Below are 14,426 nucleotides of genomic sequence, written 5' to 3' on the forward strand. Positions count from 1 at the left end.
GGATTGTCCTCTCAGGGCTTGGGCACGGGTTGAGGATTGTGCTGAATGTTCAGGTGGTTGGCCACGCAATCGCCCGGCGCCACGCCATCGGGGCAGGAGGAGGCGCGTGGTTTGAGCGGCTCTTCACGCGGCAGGCGGATGGTCATGGCCATGACCGGCGCGACGCCGATGGCGCGGCTGGTGCGGCCCTTGCCTGTCGTGTCGGCGGCCAGAACGATGTCGCCCGCATGCAATTGCCGGATCGCGCCATCACCCAGCCCCACCTCCAGCGTGCCGCTCAGCACCACCAGCAGGCGCGGGCTGGAAACCCGGTGCCAGTCGATGAAGGTGCCGGGCGGGCTGACCCCGATCTCGGTGTCGGTGGTGGTCAGCCGCGCGTTGAGCAGCAGCGGATCGGCACCGGGCGCGCGGGGCAGGGTAATGGTGGAAAGATGCGAGACGCCGCCCGCATCGGCGGTGATCTGGGGGATGGTGATACCCGATCCCTGCGCGCGGGCGGGCGCAGGCGTGGTTCCCAGCACCATCACCATGGCCAGCGCGCCGATGGCCATGGTGGCGGGCAGGCCATCGCGAGGGCGCGCGGCCATGGCCTCTTCGCCGCTATGGCGCAGGAACAGGCAGGCGACCGTCGCGGCCATCGCGGGCAGCACCGACATGGACAGGACAATGCCCAGCACGACGCCTGATCCTTGCACGCTGCCCGCATCACGGGCCGAGACGAAGCCGGCATGGCTCATGATCGTGCTGAAAATGAACGTGCCAAAGGCGGCGGTGGCCTTTTCCACCATCACGAAAACCCCGGCCAGCCCGCCCTCGCTATCGGCCATGGCGGCATGGAGGCGGGCATGGTCCATCGTGTCGGTCAGTACGGTGTAGAGGCCGAAGAACAGGCCGCCGAAACAAAGGCCCTCGGCCCCGCCCAGCATCAGCACCCATGGCACGGGATGGCCCGCCGGAACCAGATACCACAGCAGCATCGCGCAGGTTTGCGCGCCTGCGGCCAGCATCAGCGCGCGGCGGCGGCCCAGGCGACCCGCGATGCGCACCCATCCGGGCTGGCTGACCATCATCCCCAAGGTCTGGAGCAGGAAGATCGAGGCGAGGCCTTTGTCCGAGGCGTGCAGGACATGGCGCGTGTAATAGGGCAGCGCCGCGCCATGCAGCGTCAGCCCGGCGAACATTGTCACCTTAAAGCCGATCAGGCGGCAGAAGGGTCGGTTGGCGCGGATCGCGGACAGGCACTTCTGCCAGCTCAGGCGCTTTCTTTCGGGCGCGGCCTCCGCGCCCTCCAGCCCGTCGATCAGCAGAAAAGTGCCGATCCCGCCCGCTGCCACCAGCGTTGCCAGCACCAGCGCCAGCAACCCATGCGCCGCCCTGTCGCCGCCCAGCGCCGCCAGCATCCACGGCGCGGCCGAGGTGGCCGCCAGCCCGCCGAACGAGGAGCCATAGACGCTGAAGGTCATCAGGCGCGAGCGTTGATGGAAATCCTGCGTGATCTGGCGCCCGATGGCCAGATAGGGGATGCGATAGAGCGTGTAGGCGGTGGAAAAGACCAGCAGAGAGGCGCCCGACCAGAGCTGCAGACCCGCCGCGCCCAGCCCGCCCGGCACGTTGAAGAGCATCACCAGTGAGAGCGCCGCCAGAACGCCGCCGCCCGCCAGATAGGGACGATAGCGGCCCCAGCGCGTGCTGGTGGCATCGCACAGCAGGCCGACCAGCGGGTCGATGGCGGCATCATAGATCTTGGAAAGAACCACCAGCAGCCCCGCCGCGCCCATCGCCATGCCCAGCGAATCGGTCATGAAACGCAGGTGGAGCAACCCGACCGCCCCCACCAGCGCCGCCGAGGTGAAGGAACCGAGGCCCCAGCCGATCAAGGCTTTGCGTTGCATGATAATCCTCCGGCAAGGTTCGGGAGCGCCGGTGCGCCGCCTTATGTGCAATAAGAATGCAAAAATTGGCGGTTATTTTGCACAAATGGTGACCTATCCGCGTGGCGGATTAAACCGGCGTACCCAGCCCCAGCACGCAGGCGATCAGCACCAGCACCCAGATGCATTGCACCGTGGGCCGCGTCTGGCCCAACACCTTGCGGACGGCGGCATCGCTTTGGGGCGTGGCCCCCTGCGCCTTCATGGCGGCAATGGCGGGAAACAGCGGAACCAGTTGAAAGCGCACGATCACCCCCGTGGTCACGCAGGCTGCCAGCACCAGCAATTTGCAGGCGATGAAGAAGGGCATGGCCAGATGGCCGGTCAACCCCGCCACCCCCGATACGGCCAGCAGCGCGATCATCGCATAGCGGATTTTGATGTCGATTCCGCGCGCTAATGCCCCGCGCGGCCCATGGATCAGATGCACCGCCCATGCCAGCACCAGCCAGATCAGGCTGAACACCCACAGTCCCGCCAGGGCCCATGGCGTGATGGCCAGCCAGCCCTTCGTCGCCGCCAGCGACAGGCCCGTCGGCAGCGTCAGGATCAGCACCGTGCGCGGGGCCATATCGATCCCGTTCATGATTTTCAGCGCCAAAAGGCGTTCGCCCACCGGCCTCTTTTCGTCCATCATAAAGCCCGCGTTGTAAAATGTGCCCAGATCCCCGCCCAGCCAGTAGATCGGCACCAGCAGATGAAGCAGGGTGAGCAGGGCAAGCGACCAGTTCATGCAAATCTCCCCGGAACGGGCGGCAGATTTCGTGCAAAATGCCGCCGCACTGTGCAAGGCCATGCAACGCCGCGCGCCCAAAGAGCAGCACTTCAGGGTGGCTTTGGCCGTGTGGCGGTTAAATCTGACGCGGATGGCCGTGGCATTGCCGATCATGATGCAATAATTTGCAAGCAACGCTGCCCAAGGCGCGGAAGAGGGCCTCTCCGCCGCGCATTGGCCGCCGCGCATGGCCTTATGGGAAGAATGGTGGAAAAGAGCATGTTCGACAGACGCGACTTTCTGATGAATGCCGGGCTGATCGGCGCCGGGGCGATGCTGCCGGGGGCCGGGCTGGCCAAGGGCGTGCTGGCGGCGGAAAAGGCCGATGTGGTGATCATCGGCGGTGGGCTTTCTGGGCTCAATTCCGCGCTGATGCTGGGCGATCTGGGGTTCAAGGTGGTGGTGCTGGAGGCCGGCGCGATGGTCGGCGGGCGGGTCAAGACGCTCGACACCAGCGAGGGCAAGCTGGACGTGGGCGCCAGCCAGATCGGGCGCGGCTATGCGCGGATCATCGATGCCTGTATGAAATTCGGGCTGAAACTGACGCCGGAGGACCGCGACTTGCTGCCCTTCGGTTTCCGTTACAAGGATCAGTGGGTTGACCTGAAAACATGGGCCGACAATCCGCTCAACAAGACCGTGGGCGATGAGCGCAAGATATCGCCCATGCTGATGGGGCAGGCGGTGACGAGCAAGTGGAACCCTTGCAAGGAGTTGTCCGACTGGCTTGATCCTTCGCTGGCCGCGCAGGACATTTCGCTGCGGCAATTGATGGTGCAAAAGGGCTATTCGCCCGCCGCCATTGAACTGGCCTCTTATTCCGCGCCCGGCATCGGCATGGATGAAACCTCGATGCTGCGCATGTGGCAGGAGGAAACGCGCGGGGCGGCGGACCGGCGCATCGGCGGGCGCGAACGTGAACAGCGCGACCATCCCTTTGGCGAGACCAACGACCATAATGCCATCGACGGGCTTTCCTCGATCAACAATATCGTGGGCGGCACCCAGCAACTGCCCTTCGCCATGGCGGCGAAACTGGGCGATGTGGTGCGGTTGAACAAGCGCGTGGGCCGGATCGCGATGAGCGACAAGGGCGCCACCGTCACCTGTATCGACGGCAGCGCCTATCAGGCGCGCTTTGTCATTTCCAGCCTGCCTTTCTCGATGCTGCGCGATGTGGAGATCACCGGGACAGCCAATCCGATCGCGCGCGACGCCATCGCCCATATGCCCTACGCCAACACCGCGCGCCTCTATCTCAGCGTGGAAAAGCCCTTCTGGAAGGCCGATGGCCTGCCCGCCAGTTTCTCGACCGATGGGCCGATCGGCATGTTCTGGGGCATCGATAACCACACCGGCGAGGGCAAGCATCGCGCGATGGTGGTGATGGTGGGCAAGGTGGCGCAGGCGATTTCGCAGCGCGCCGATGCGGTGCCTTTCATCCTGTCCGAACTGGAGCGTTTGCGCCCCGCGTCCAAGGGGCTGCTCAAGGTGGTGGCCTATAAGGACTGGCTGCGCGATCCGCTGCAAAAGGGCTGCGGTTTCAGCCTCGCGCCGGGTCAGGTCAACGCTTTTGGCCGCGACTTCATCAAGCCATGGCAGGTGCTGCATTTCTGCGGCGAGCATACGCGGCGCAGCGATTACGGCATGGAAAGCGCGATGGAAAGCTCCGAACGGGTGGTGCTGGAGGTGGCCGAAAGGGCGGGCTGATCGGCTCTATCCGCTCGCCGGACATTGGCGACAACAAAGACTTCCCCGCGCCCCGCGCAGGGCAGTCTTTGTCCCAAGAGCGCCGCGCAGGCGCTTAAGGATTGGGGAGACATTCATGACATATCGCTGGTTTCTGGCCGGATTGGTGCTGGCTGTTTCCCCGCCTGTCTTTTCGGCACCCGCATCGATCCGCGATTGCAAGGACGTATGCCCCGCGATGGTGGTGGTCCCGGCGGGCCATTTCACCATGGGCGCCGATGCGGGCGAGGCCGACCGGCCCGAAGGCGCGCCTCATCCCGTCGCCATCACCCGCGCTTTTGCGCTGGCCACGCGTGAGGTGACCAATGGCGATTATACCGCCTTTGTCGCGGCCACCGGCTACGCCTCCTCGCGCGGGTGCCGCAGCCTGATCCGCGCCACGGGCAAGGTCGAGGCGATCCACGATGCCGATTTCCGCCATCCGGGTGAGGGCGCAGGCGATGGCGCGCCTGACCGTCCGGTTGTCTGCGTGTCATGGCGCGATGCCAAGGCCTATACCGCATGGCTCTCCCAAAAGACCGGCAAGCCCTATCGCCTGCCAAGCGAGGCGGAATGGGAATATGCCGCGCGCGCAGGCACGAGCGAGGAATTCCCATGGCAGGGCGGCGCGGCCAAGGCCTGCGCTCATGCCAATGTACTGGACGGCGACGGTATGAAGGATGGCGCGCTGGCGGTGTTTGGCGGGGCGGGGGGCATGGCGGCGGCTGTGCCGTGCCGCGATGGCTTTGCCGGGGTGGCGCCGGTGGGGTCTTATCCGCCCAATGCCTTTGGCCTGTACGATATGGTCGGCAATGTCTGGGAATGGACACAGGATTGCTATGTCGCGCCCTATCCTGCCGATGCGTCGCACGATGGCCGCGCCTATGAGGTTTCGGGCGCATGTCCGCGCCGCGCGGTGCGGGGCGGCAGCTGGATTTCGGCGGCATTCCGCAACCGGGTAACATGGCGCGGGCGCGATCCCGAGGACCAGGTGAGCTGGATCTTCGGTTTCCGCGTCGCGCGCGATCTGGTGAATGGGAAATGAGCCGCATCCTCAATCTCAGCCGCCGCGAAATGCTGCATGGCCTGGGCGCGGGCGTGCTGGCGCTGGGCTTTGGCTTTCCCGCACGGGCGCAGGGCGGGGCGGGCTTTGGCGCGATGATTGCGATTGTGCCGGATGGCGCGGTGCATTTTACCTGCCCCTCATCGGAAATGGGGCAGGGGACGCAGGAAGCGCTCGCCCGTCTGATTGCCGAGGAACTCGATTGCGACTGGGCGCGGATGGAGGTGGGGCTGCCATGGGCGGACAGGGCCTTTATCAACCCCGGCATGGGAAAGCAGATGACCGCCAACAGCGCGACCACGGTGGGCTATTTCCTGCCTTTGCGCCGGGCCGGGGCGGCGGCGCGGATGATGCTGATGGCGGCGGGCGCGGCGCGCTGGGGCGTGGCGGTGGACCAGATCTCGACGCAAGGCGGCGAGGTAATTCATGCGGCCAGCGGGCGGCGGCTGACCTATGGCGCGCTGGCGGAGGAGGCGGCGCGTTTGCCGGTGCCGGGCGATGTGGCGCTCAAGTCTCCCGCCGATTTCCGCCTGATCGGCTGCAAGAGCCCGCGCAAGGATCTGCTGCCCAAGGTGACGGGTCGGGCTGAGTTCGGCGTCGATGTGATGCGCCCCGATATGCTGGTGGGGGCGCTGGCGCTGGCCCCGCATCCGCGCGCAAAGGTTGAGGCAGCCAATCTGGCACAGGTGAAGGCCATGCCGGGCGTTGTGGCGGTGGTGCCGGTCGATGGCGGCTATGCGGTGCTGGCTCCGCGTTTCTGGACCGCGAAAAAGGCGGCCGAGGCGTTGAAATTGACCGTGCTTTCCTCGCCAACGGCGGGGGTGGATGACAAGGTGATCGATGCTGCGCTGACCCGCGCCTTTGCGGAAAAAGCGCCGATGCCCTTTCCCGATTTCGATTTTTCCACCATGCGTCCACGCGCCGGAGGAGGCGACAAGCCCGCCGTTCTGGCCGCCATCGCCGCCGCGCTGCGCCGGGTGGAGGCTGAATATGACGTGCCCTATCTGGCCCATGCGGCGATGGAGCCGTTGAATTGCAGCGTGCTCTTTGCCGATGGGCAGTTGACCCTGCGCGGGCCTATGCAATCGCCCGAGGACGTGCGGGCGCTGGCGGCCAAAATGGCGGGCCTGCCGCTCGACAAGGTGCGGGTGGAGGTGACGTTTCTGGGTGGTGGGTTTGGCCGCAAATGGGCGACCGACTTTCCCATTCCCGCCATGCAGGCTGCGATGGCCGTGCCGGGGCGCTGGGTTAAACTGATCTGGACGCGGGAAAATGATCTGGCGATGGACCAGTTCCGCCCGGCCTATCGCGTCAAAAGCGTGGCCGGGATCGGGGCAGACGGCGCGCTGGTTGCGATCCACAGCCGGATCGCGGGGCAATCAATCAACACCTATCACGGACGGCGCGGCTTTCCCGGCATGGCCGATCCCACGGCGGCCGGGCTGCTGATCTACGGCTGCTATTCCGGGCCGATGAAGCTGATGGAATTTCACGAGGCCGATCTGGCGATCCCGGTCGGCTTCTGGCGGTCCGTTACGATGAGCCAGAATGCCTTCTTTGCCGAGAGCTTCATCGACGAAGTGGCGCGGGCGGCGGGCCGCGATCCCTATGTCTATCGCCGCGACCTGCTTGCCGGTGAACCGCGCATCGCGCGCGCGCTGGACAAGGCCGCTGCCATGATCGGCTGGGACCGGCCCAAGGCGAAGGGCGTGGGGCGCGGTATGGCGCTGACCTATAACGAGGGCCATGTCTGCGCGCAGGCGGTCGAGGTGACGGTTAATGAGCGCAAGCTGGCCATCCGTCGGATCGTGGCGGCGTTTGATTGCGGGGTGATGGTCGATCCGGCGGGCGTGGAAAGCCAGATCAGCGGCGGCATCATCTTTGGCCTTCAGGCCGCGCTGTGGGGTGGGGTGCCCTTTGGCGACGGGCGGCCGCAAATCAGCAATTTCAACGATGTGCGCCTGCCCGGCCTTGCCGATGTGCCGCCCATCGAGGTCGCGCTGATCCCCAGCGGGGCCAAACCGGGCAATGCGGGCGAGGCGGGTACGCCGCCGATTGCGCCCGCCCTTGCCAATGCCATCGCGGACGCGGGCGGGGGCCGGGTGCGCCGCCTGCCTCTGTCGCTTCGTTTCGAACTGGAAAATGCATGATCACGATCACGGTCAATGGACAGGAACGCCATGTCGAGGCCGAGGAGGACACGCCCCTGCTCTGGGCGCTGCGCGAGGATCTGGGGCTGACGGGGACGAAATTCGGCTGCGGAGCGGGGCTGTGCGGGGCCTGCACCGTGCATGTCGATGGCGAGGCGATGCGCGCGTGCCAGATCCCGCTGAACATGGCGCAGGGGCGCAGCATCACCACCATCGAAGGCCTGACCCCGGCGCAGGGCCTTCATGCGGTGCAGGCGGCATGGGTGGCGGCGCAAGTGCCCCAATGCGGTTATTGTCAGCCCGGCATGATCATGGCGGTGGCCGGATTGCTCAAATCCAATCCGCGCCCCGATGCCGCCGCGATCCGCGCAGGCGTGACCAATCTGTGCCGCTGCGGCACCTATCCCCGGATCGCGGCGGCCATTGCTCAGCTCAGCTCAGGCTGATCCTGCGCCCCTGCTGGGCGCTGGCCATACCCGCTTCCAGCACTTCCATCACCGCCAGCGCCTGTTCGGCGGGGACGGGGTTCTCACCCTTGCCGTTCAGGGCATCGGCCAAAGCCTGCCAGAACAGGCGATAGTCGCCGCGCTCATTGGGCACGGGGGTGGATTGCGCCGGGTCGGCGCCGTCGGTGAAATGGCCGATGGCCGGGTCCAGCCCCCAATCCGGCCCGCCCGGCGCGGCGCCGCCCAAAATGGCCGGTTCCTGCGGGTCGATGCCTGGTTTGATCCAGCTTCCCCCCGTGCCGTGGACGGCAAAGCGCAAAGCATGGTCGGCGGCCATTTTGCTTGAGCGCAGGACCGCGCGGCGGCCCGGATAATGCAGAACGACATGAAACCAGTCGGGCGCGGGCGCGCCGGGGCGCAGTGCGGTCAGATCGGCGGTGACAGCATTCGGGCGGCCAAACAGGCACAGCGCCTGATCGACCAGATGCGGCCCCAGGTCGAGCCATGATCCGCCCGCGCGGGCCTCTTTCCACACCGCCGCCGGGACCGGGCGCCAGCGGTCGAAATGGCTTTCGAAATGGACGATCTCGCCCAGACGCCCTTCGCCGATCAGCCGCCGCAAGGTGAGGAAGTCGGCGTCCCAGCGGCGGTTCTGAAAGGCGGTCAGCATCTTGCCGCTGCCGCTTGCGGCCTCGGCCATGGCGCGGGCATCCTCGGCGCTGGTGGCAAAGGGCTTGTCCACCACCACATGCTTGCCTGCCCGCAGTGCGGCAATGGCGTGTTCGGCGTGAAATTCATCGGGGCTGGCCACGATGACCAGATCCACGTCGGGCTGGGCCAGCAGGGCGGCGACATTTGGCACGACCGTCATTCCCGGCAGCCCCGAATGGACCTTTGCCACATCGCGTGAGACCACGGCGCGCAGGGTCATCCCGGGCGTCAGCGCAACAAAGGGGGCATGAAACACGCGCCCGGCAAGGCCATATCCGATCAGGCCGACGCCAATCTCGCGCATCATTCATGCTCCTTTCGCTGTATCTTCGCCTGCGCCTTTAATCGCTTTGCCCGCCCATGCCCAGAGCCTTCAACGCCTCGACTTGGCTGTTGATGCGGCTGCTGAGGCTTGGGGCTTTTCCGTGTCAGAGCGCAAAGGGCAGCGAGCGCAGCCTCTTGCCCGTGGCGTCAAAGATCGCATTGGCCAGCGCCGGGATCACCGGGGGCAGGGCCGGTTCGCACAACCCTCCCGGCGGCGCATCAGAGGGGACAAAGGCGACCTCCACCATGGGCAGGCGGTCGATCCTGGCAAAGGGGTGATCGTGGAAATTGCTCTGCTGGACCTGCCCGCCCGCGGTGGATGGGCGCAACCTTTGGTTGAGTGATCCTCTCACGGTGCCGATCAACTGGCAAAGAGGAATCCTGTGATCGGCATATTTACCTTTGCTCTATCGCTGTCGAGGTTGGGCCTATCAAGGCATCATTTTCCGGAGTTGCTTGGCCGAGTTGCGGGCTGATGCGCCTCCCTCGCTATACGCGCGAAGCATCGACTCCCGCTACGATCATCGCTATTAGTACGCCATATAACAACTTGCGCCTTTATTGCAGCAAGACCTAACGGGAGATCGCGATGTTTCAAAAGCACGCCACTGGCTCGATCGGCGCGAGTAAGAGGCTAGATTATTGGAACAATCTTGTATCGACTATGTTTCCCGGCATGACGGTCGATGGCGCGCAGGCCATCAATGCCAGTTGGACGGGATGTCGTCTGGGCGATTTTGGCCTTAGTTTGGCCAGTTCGGAACGCGCTTCGGTTCGCCGCTGGGCAGGCGGCACGCCGCAATCGTCCGAAGGCAGCGGGCTGATCCATTTCCAGTCGCAAGGCTTTAGCGCAACCGGGCAATGCGGCCGCAACGCCGGGCTGTTTTCCGGCGATCTGACCTTCTGCGCGCCCGACGAACCTTACACGATAGAGATTTCCGACCGCAACGTCATGTTCGTCATCGATTTTCCCTGGGCGGCTCTGGAACAGGCCGGGGCAACGCCCGGACTTGTCCTGCGCCACCAGACACCGGCGATGGGCGTGCTGCACGGTTTTGTGGGGTCGGTGTTCAGCCAAAGCTGGAACGGGATGCCGGCAGAGGAGGAGCGCTCCGCCTTAGGCGACGTGCTGCATCGGCTTTTGCTTAACGCGCTCAGCACGCAAGCGGGGCAAAGGACCCAAACCGGCCTGCGCGAACGCTTACTTGGCTTTGTCGAGGGCAATCTGGGCAATAGCAGCTTGCGCAGCGGGTCGATTGCGTTGGGGTTGGGCGTGCCTCAGCGCGATGTGCAGATGGTCTTTGCCGAAATGGCCACCACTGCCAGCGACTATATCAATAGCCGCCGCCTAGCGCTGGCCGCTCATCGGCTGCGTTCAGGCCCGCGCGGCGCATCCTTGACCGATCTGGCCTATGAGCTGGGCTTTTCCGATGCCGCCCATTTCAGCCGCCGTTTCCGCGAGCGCTTTGGCGAAGCGCCCAGCACTTATGGGCGCAGGTTTGGTCAATAGGCGTTTGTTCAAGTCAAGAGCGGCCGGACGTTCAAGACAGGCAATGCTATAGGGAATAACGTTTCCTCCATAAAGGCGGGGCCAACCGCCGCCACAGGAGAGGAAACACCATGCGAAATCGCCTTTTCGTCACCAGTGCGATTGTTTTGACCATGGCCGCAACGCCCGCACTGGCCCAGTCCGCGCCTTCAGATTCCGCCATTGGCGAGATCGTTGTCACCGCCCAGAAGCGCTCGGAAAACATCCAGACCGTGCCCATCGCGATCAGCGCTTTTACCGCAATGGCGCTCAAGGAACGTTCGGTCACTTCGGTCGCCTCGCTTTCCTCGCTCACGCCCAATGTCAATTTGGATGGCGGCACACCCTTTTCCGGATCCTCGGCGGTGCTCTCGGCCACTATCCGCGGCATTGGTTCGGATGACTTTGCCTTCAATATTGATCCGGGCGTCGGCATTTATCTGGACGGCGTCTATCTGGCGCGCACCGTTGGCGCCAATCAGGATTTGCCTGATGTGGAACGGGTCGAGATCCTGAAAGGCCCGCAAGGCACGCTGTTTGGCCGCAACACCATCGGCGGCGCGATCAGCATCGTGACGCATGATCCGGGCAAGGTTTTCAAGGGCAGCTTTGACGCCACGACCGGCAGCTTCAACATGGTCAAGTTGCGCGCCACGGTCGATGTCCCGCTCACCCACAGCCTGTTTTCCTCGCTCACCGTGGCCAGCCTGAACCGTCAGGGCTTTCTCAAGCGCATTCCCTTTCCCGATCAGCGGGCGGGCAATGCCGATCCCTATACCAGCTTTTCCCACGCGGATTATTCCAGCGCCTCGCGCGAGGGCGGCGATAATAGCGTAAGCCTGCGCGGCAAGTTGAAATGGGACAATGGCGGCGCGATTACCGCCACGTTCACCGGCGATTTCACACGGCAGGACAGTCCTTCACAGGCCACCAAGCTGCTGGGCGTGTTTCCCAATGTGCCGGGGCCCTTTGCGGGCACGACAAATCTGCCCGGAACGGCTTTTGATCCCACCTCCAGCACCGGCTTCCTGTTTGCGGGCCTCTATAATTTCTGCATCAACAGCACGCCCAGCCAGATCGCGGGCCGCAATGCCCAAGGTCTTTGCGGCCCGCGCGGCACACAGTTTAATCCGCAATACCAGCTTGCGGGTCTCGGCAGCGTGAACACTGACAGCAATCCGCTCAACAACCGGCTGCCGTGGGATTCTCGCTTCGTGATCGCCGATCCCGACCTCTCCTATGCCACCGGACCAAGCTTCACCAAGCTTACCGCATGGGGGCTTGGCGGCACAGTGCAGGCCGAGGTCAGCCCCAATCTTACCATCAAGTCAATCACCGCCTATCGCCAGACCAATTGGAAGGGTGGGGTCGATGCCGATGGTTCGCCGCTGTCTTTCCTCGAACTCAGCTTTACGCAGAATCAGTGGCAGCTTAGCCAGGAACTGCAATTGCTGGGCAAGGCTTTTGATAAGAAGCTGAATTATGTGCTGGGCGCTTACTATTTCAAGGAAAAGGGCGACCTGCACGATTATGTGGTTTTCACTGAAGGCTTGTTGCAGGTGGACGGCCTCAACAAATTCAACACCGAGAACTGGGCCGTGTTTGGACAGGTGGATTTTCGCCCCAGCGATCTGCTCGGCTTCACCGTGGGCGGGCGCTATACCAAAGAGCGCAAGGCGTTTGAAGGCGGACAGCAGGATCTGAACGGCGGTAATTACAAGCTGTTTGGCTGCTCGGATGGCGCGGGCAATATTACGCCGGGTGGCCCGTTCCCGCTGGCGCCGGTGTCTTGCCAGACAGCGCTGGGCTATCCCAATCCGGCCAATCCGGTACAGGTCTATGTGCCGGGGGTAAACCGCAAGAGCTTTTCCAATTTCTCGCCCAAGCTAGGTGTACAACTGCATCCGGCCAAGGATATCATGGTCTATGGCTCGTGGTCGAAGGGTTATAAAACCGGCGGCTGGACAACGCGCCTGACCAATCCGCAAGGCAATGTCGCGCCCGATTTCAACGAGGAAAAGGCCACCACGCTGGAGGCGGGCATCAAGTCGAGCCTGCTTGACCGCCATTTGCAGATCAACCTTGCCGCCTTCACCACGGCCTATAAAGGCGTCCAGCTCAACATCCAGATCGGCACCTCGCCCACGATTGCCAATGCTGGCGATGCGCGGATCAAGGGGCTGGAGCTTGAAGTGGTGGCAGCGCCGATCCGGGGCCTGACGATCAATGGCGCGGTGGGCTATATTGATGCGCATTACACCGCGCTGCTGCCCGCCGCTCTGGTCAATGCCAGCCCGATCCCGGGCATTCAGGAAGGCATATTCGTCGGCGCATCGCTGCCCAAAACCGCCGATTGGAAGATCAACGTGTCGCCGCGTTACGAATATAGGATGGCAAGCGGGGCCTCGCTGGTGGCTTTGGGCGATTGGACCCATACGACGCAGGTGTGGAACGACATCGCGCGTTCGGATTTACTGCGCCGCCCGGCCAATGACATGTTCAACGCCAGCCTTGCCTATAACGCGCCCGAAGGCCGATATTCGATCACGCTGGGCGCGACCAACCTGACCAACACCCGCTATATTACCAGCGGAGGGGTGAACATCGCCGCAGGCACTGCCTTTGGCACCTATAACCGCCCGCGTGAATGGTATCTGCGCTATGGGATGAAGTTCTGATGACGACGCCCGCCATTGCCGCCGTTTCCAGAGTGGTGGGGGAGGCCCCGCAACTCGAAATTGTCACCATAGACGATCCCCGCGCCGGCGAGGTTCTGGTCAAGCTGGTCGCCACGGGCATATGTCACACCGATATGGTGATGCGCGATGGGCATTTGCCGGTGCCGATGCCGGTGGTGCTGGGCCATGAAGGCGCGGGCCATGTTGTGGCCGTGGGGGAGGGGGTCAGCCATGTCGCGCCCGGCGATGCGGTGGTGCTCTCCTTTGCCAGTTGCGGCGCCTGCCCAAGTTGCGAACTTGACGCGCCCTCCTATTGCCACGCCTTCTTTTCGCGCAATTTCCTTGCCATGCGTGAGGATGACTCGACCGCGATTCATGATGGGGCAGGCCCGGTCCACAGCCATATCTTCGGCCAATCCTCCTTTGCCACTTATGCCATTGCCCATGGGCGCAATACGGTGAAGGTGGAAGCTGACTTGCCGCTTGAACTTATGGGGCCGCTGGGCTGTGGTTTCCTGACCGGCGCGGGGGCCGTGCTCAATGCGCTGGATGTGAGGGAAGGGCAGGGTTTTGCCGTGCTGGGCGCGGGGGCGGTGGGTATGGCGGCGATCATGGCGGCCAAGATCCGCGGCGCCGCCCGCATCATCGCGGTGGATCGCTCGGCCGATCGCGTGGCGCTGGCGCTCTCGCTGGGTGCGACACAGGGCGTCGTGGCCGATGGGCGCCCTTTGGCCGAACATGGGCTGGCGGGGCTTGATCATGTGCTTGACACGACGGGTCATGTGCCGTTGATCGAGGAAGCGATCATGACGCTTGGGCCGCAGGGGCAGGCTGGTTTGGTGGCCGCCTTTGCGCCCGGTGCGCAGGTCAGGCTGGACGCGGCTTTTGTGATGAGCGCCGGGCGCGTGGTGCGGGGCATTGTCGAAGGCTCCGCTGATCCGCAAAGCTTGATCCCGCAGCTCGTTGCCTATTGGCGCGCAGGCCTGTTTCCGATCGAACGGCTGGTTCGCTTCTATCCCTTTGCCGAGATCGCGCAGGCCATTGCGGCCGGTGAGAGCGGCTCGGTCATCAAACCGATTGTGAGAATGTGAA

11 protein-coding genes are annotated in these 14,426 nt (G+C 64.2%); 7 read left to right on the forward strand and 4 right to left on the reverse strand.

The genetic code is table 11. From position 1 onward, the window contains the following. Nucleotides 1–11 precede the first annotated feature (11 nt). Nucleotides 12–1,892, reverse strand: a complete 1,881-nt coding sequence (locus FHW96_RS10560) for an MFS transporter (protein WP_172340519.1) — start codon at nt 1,890–1,892, stop codon at nt 12–14. Nucleotides 1,893–2,001: 109 nt separating this feature from the next. Next, nucleotides 2,002–2,664: a hypothetical protein gene (locus FHW96_RS10565; RefSeq protein WP_172340520.1), complete on the reverse strand. Its 663-nt coding sequence runs from the start codon at nt 2,662–2,664 to the stop codon at nt 2,002–2,004. A 261-nt stretch (nt 2,665–2,925) separates the two neighbouring features. Here FHW96_RS10565 and FHW96_RS10570 point away from each other — a divergent pair, with 261 nt between their 5' ends. The 4 genes from FHW96_RS10570 (at nt 2,926) to FHW96_RS10585 (ending at nt 8,093) form a co-directional block, all read left to right on the forward strand. Further along, the gene (locus tag FHW96_RS10570; RefSeq protein ID WP_172340521.1) at nt 2,926–4,416 is read left to right on the forward strand and encodes an FAD-dependent oxidoreductase; all 1,491 of its coding nucleotides are present in this window, start codon (nt 2,926–2,928) and stop codon (nt 4,414–4,416) included. A 115-nt stretch (nt 4,417–4,531) separates the two neighbouring features. After that, nucleotides 4,532–5,479 carry a formylglycine-generating enzyme family protein gene (locus FHW96_RS10575; RefSeq protein ID WP_172340522.1) on the forward strand — a complete coding sequence of 316 codons (948 nt, stop codon included), beginning with the start codon at nt 4,532–4,534 and terminating at the stop codon, nt 5,477–5,479. Next, nucleotides 5,476–7,647, forward strand: coding sequence for a molybdopterin cofactor-binding domain-containing protein (locus tag FHW96_RS10580; RefSeq protein WP_172340523.1), 2,172 nt, complete (start codon nt 5,476–5,478; stop codon nt 7,645–7,647). The genes FHW96_RS10575 and FHW96_RS10580 overlap by 4 nt, the downstream gene beginning before the upstream one ends. Continuing rightward, nucleotides 7,644–8,093 (forward strand): (2Fe-2S)-binding protein, encoded by a 450-nt coding sequence (locus tag FHW96_RS10585; protein ID WP_172340524.1) that lies wholly within the window; start codon nt 7,644–7,646, stop codon nt 8,091–8,093. The genes FHW96_RS10580 and FHW96_RS10585 overlap by 4 nt, the downstream gene beginning before the upstream one ends. On the opposite strand, the gene FHW96_RS10590 is transcribed toward FHW96_RS10585, so the two are convergent. Both FHW96_RS10590 and FHW96_RS10595 read right to left on the reverse strand, forming a co-directional pair. Next, on the reverse strand, nt 8,080–9,111 hold the full coding sequence (locus FHW96_RS10590; RefSeq protein WP_172340525.1) for an oxidoreductase: 1,032 nt from the start codon (nt 9,109–9,111) through the stop codon (nt 8,080–8,082). The two genes, FHW96_RS10585 and FHW96_RS10590, sit on opposite strands and share 14 nt — an antisense overlap. A 121-nt stretch (nt 9,112–9,232) precedes the next feature. Further along, nucleotides 9,233–9,457, reverse strand: coding sequence for a xanthine dehydrogenase family protein molybdopterin-binding subunit (locus FHW96_RS10595; RefSeq protein WP_172340526.1), 225 nt, complete (start codon nt 9,455–9,457; stop codon nt 9,233–9,235). Between the two features lie 347 nt (nt 9,458–9,804). Here FHW96_RS10595 and FHW96_RS10600 point away from each other — a divergent pair, with 347 nt between their 5' ends. The 3 genes from FHW96_RS10600 to FHW96_RS10610 all read left to right on the forward strand — a co-directional run bounded on the left by FHW96_RS10600 (nt 9,805) and on the right by FHW96_RS10610 (nt 14,425). Continuing rightward, the gene (locus tag FHW96_RS10600; RefSeq protein WP_172340527.1) at nt 9,805–10,638 is read left to right on the forward strand and encodes a helix-turn-helix domain-containing protein; all 834 of its coding nucleotides are present in this window, start codon (nt 9,805–9,807) and stop codon (nt 10,636–10,638) included. Nucleotides 10,639–10,748: 110 nt separating this feature from the next. Then, nucleotides 10,749–13,334, forward strand: coding sequence for a TonB-dependent receptor (locus FHW96_RS10605; RefSeq protein WP_172340528.1), 2,586 nt, complete (start codon nt 10,749–10,751; stop codon nt 13,332–13,334). Further along, a complete protein-coding gene (locus FHW96_RS10610; RefSeq protein WP_172340529.1) occupies nt 13,334–14,425 on the forward strand; it encodes an NAD(P)-dependent alcohol dehydrogenase in 1,092 nt (363 codons plus the stop codon). Before FHW96_RS10605 ends, FHW96_RS10610 begins: the two co-directional genes overlap by 1 nt. Nucleotide 14,426 lies beyond the last annotated feature (1 nt).

Origin of the sequence: Novosphingobium sp. SG751A, from assembly GCF_013149295.1 — a bacterium.
GTDB lineage: Bacteria > Pseudomonadota > Alphaproteobacteria > Sphingomonadales > Sphingomonadaceae > Novosphingobium.

Excerpts from the sequence above, each read along its gene's own strand:
- FHW96_RS10560 (WP_172340519.1), bottom strand. The coding sequence starts at position 1,892 with ATGCAACGCAAAGCCTTGATCGGCTGGGGCCTCGGTTCCTTCACCTCG.
- FHW96_RS10565 (WP_172340520.1), bottom strand. The coding sequence starts at position 2,664 with ATGAACTGGTCGCTTGCCCTGCTCACCCTGCTTCATCTGCTGGTGCCG.
- FHW96_RS10570 (WP_172340521.1), top strand. The coding sequence starts at position 2,926 with ATGTTCGACAGACGCGACTTTCTGATGAATGCCGGGCTGATCGGCGCC.
- FHW96_RS10575 (WP_172340522.1), top strand. The coding sequence starts at position 4,532 with ATGACATATCGCTGGTTTCTGGCCGGATTGGTGCTGGCTGTTTCCCCG.
- FHW96_RS10580 (WP_172340523.1), top strand. The coding sequence starts at position 5,476 with ATGAGCCGCATCCTCAATCTCAGCCGCCGCGAAATGCTGCATGGCCTG.
- FHW96_RS10585 (WP_172340524.1), top strand. The coding sequence starts at position 7,644 with ATGATCACGATCACGGTCAATGGACAGGAACGCCATGTCGAGGCCGAG.
- FHW96_RS10590 (WP_172340525.1), bottom strand. The coding sequence starts at position 9,111 with ATGATGCGCGAGATTGGCGTCGGCCTGATCGGATATGGCCTTGCCGGG.
- FHW96_RS10600 (WP_172340527.1), top strand. The coding sequence starts at position 9,805 with ATGACGGTCGATGGCGCGCAGGCCATCAATGCCAGTTGGACGGGATGT.
- FHW96_RS10605 (WP_172340528.1), top strand. The coding sequence starts at position 10,749 with ATGCGAAATCGCCTTTTCGTCACCAGTGCGATTGTTTTGACCATGGCC.
- FHW96_RS10610 (WP_172340529.1), top strand. The coding sequence starts at position 13,334 with ATGACGACGCCCGCCATTGCCGCCGTTTCCAGAGTGGTGGGGGAGGCC.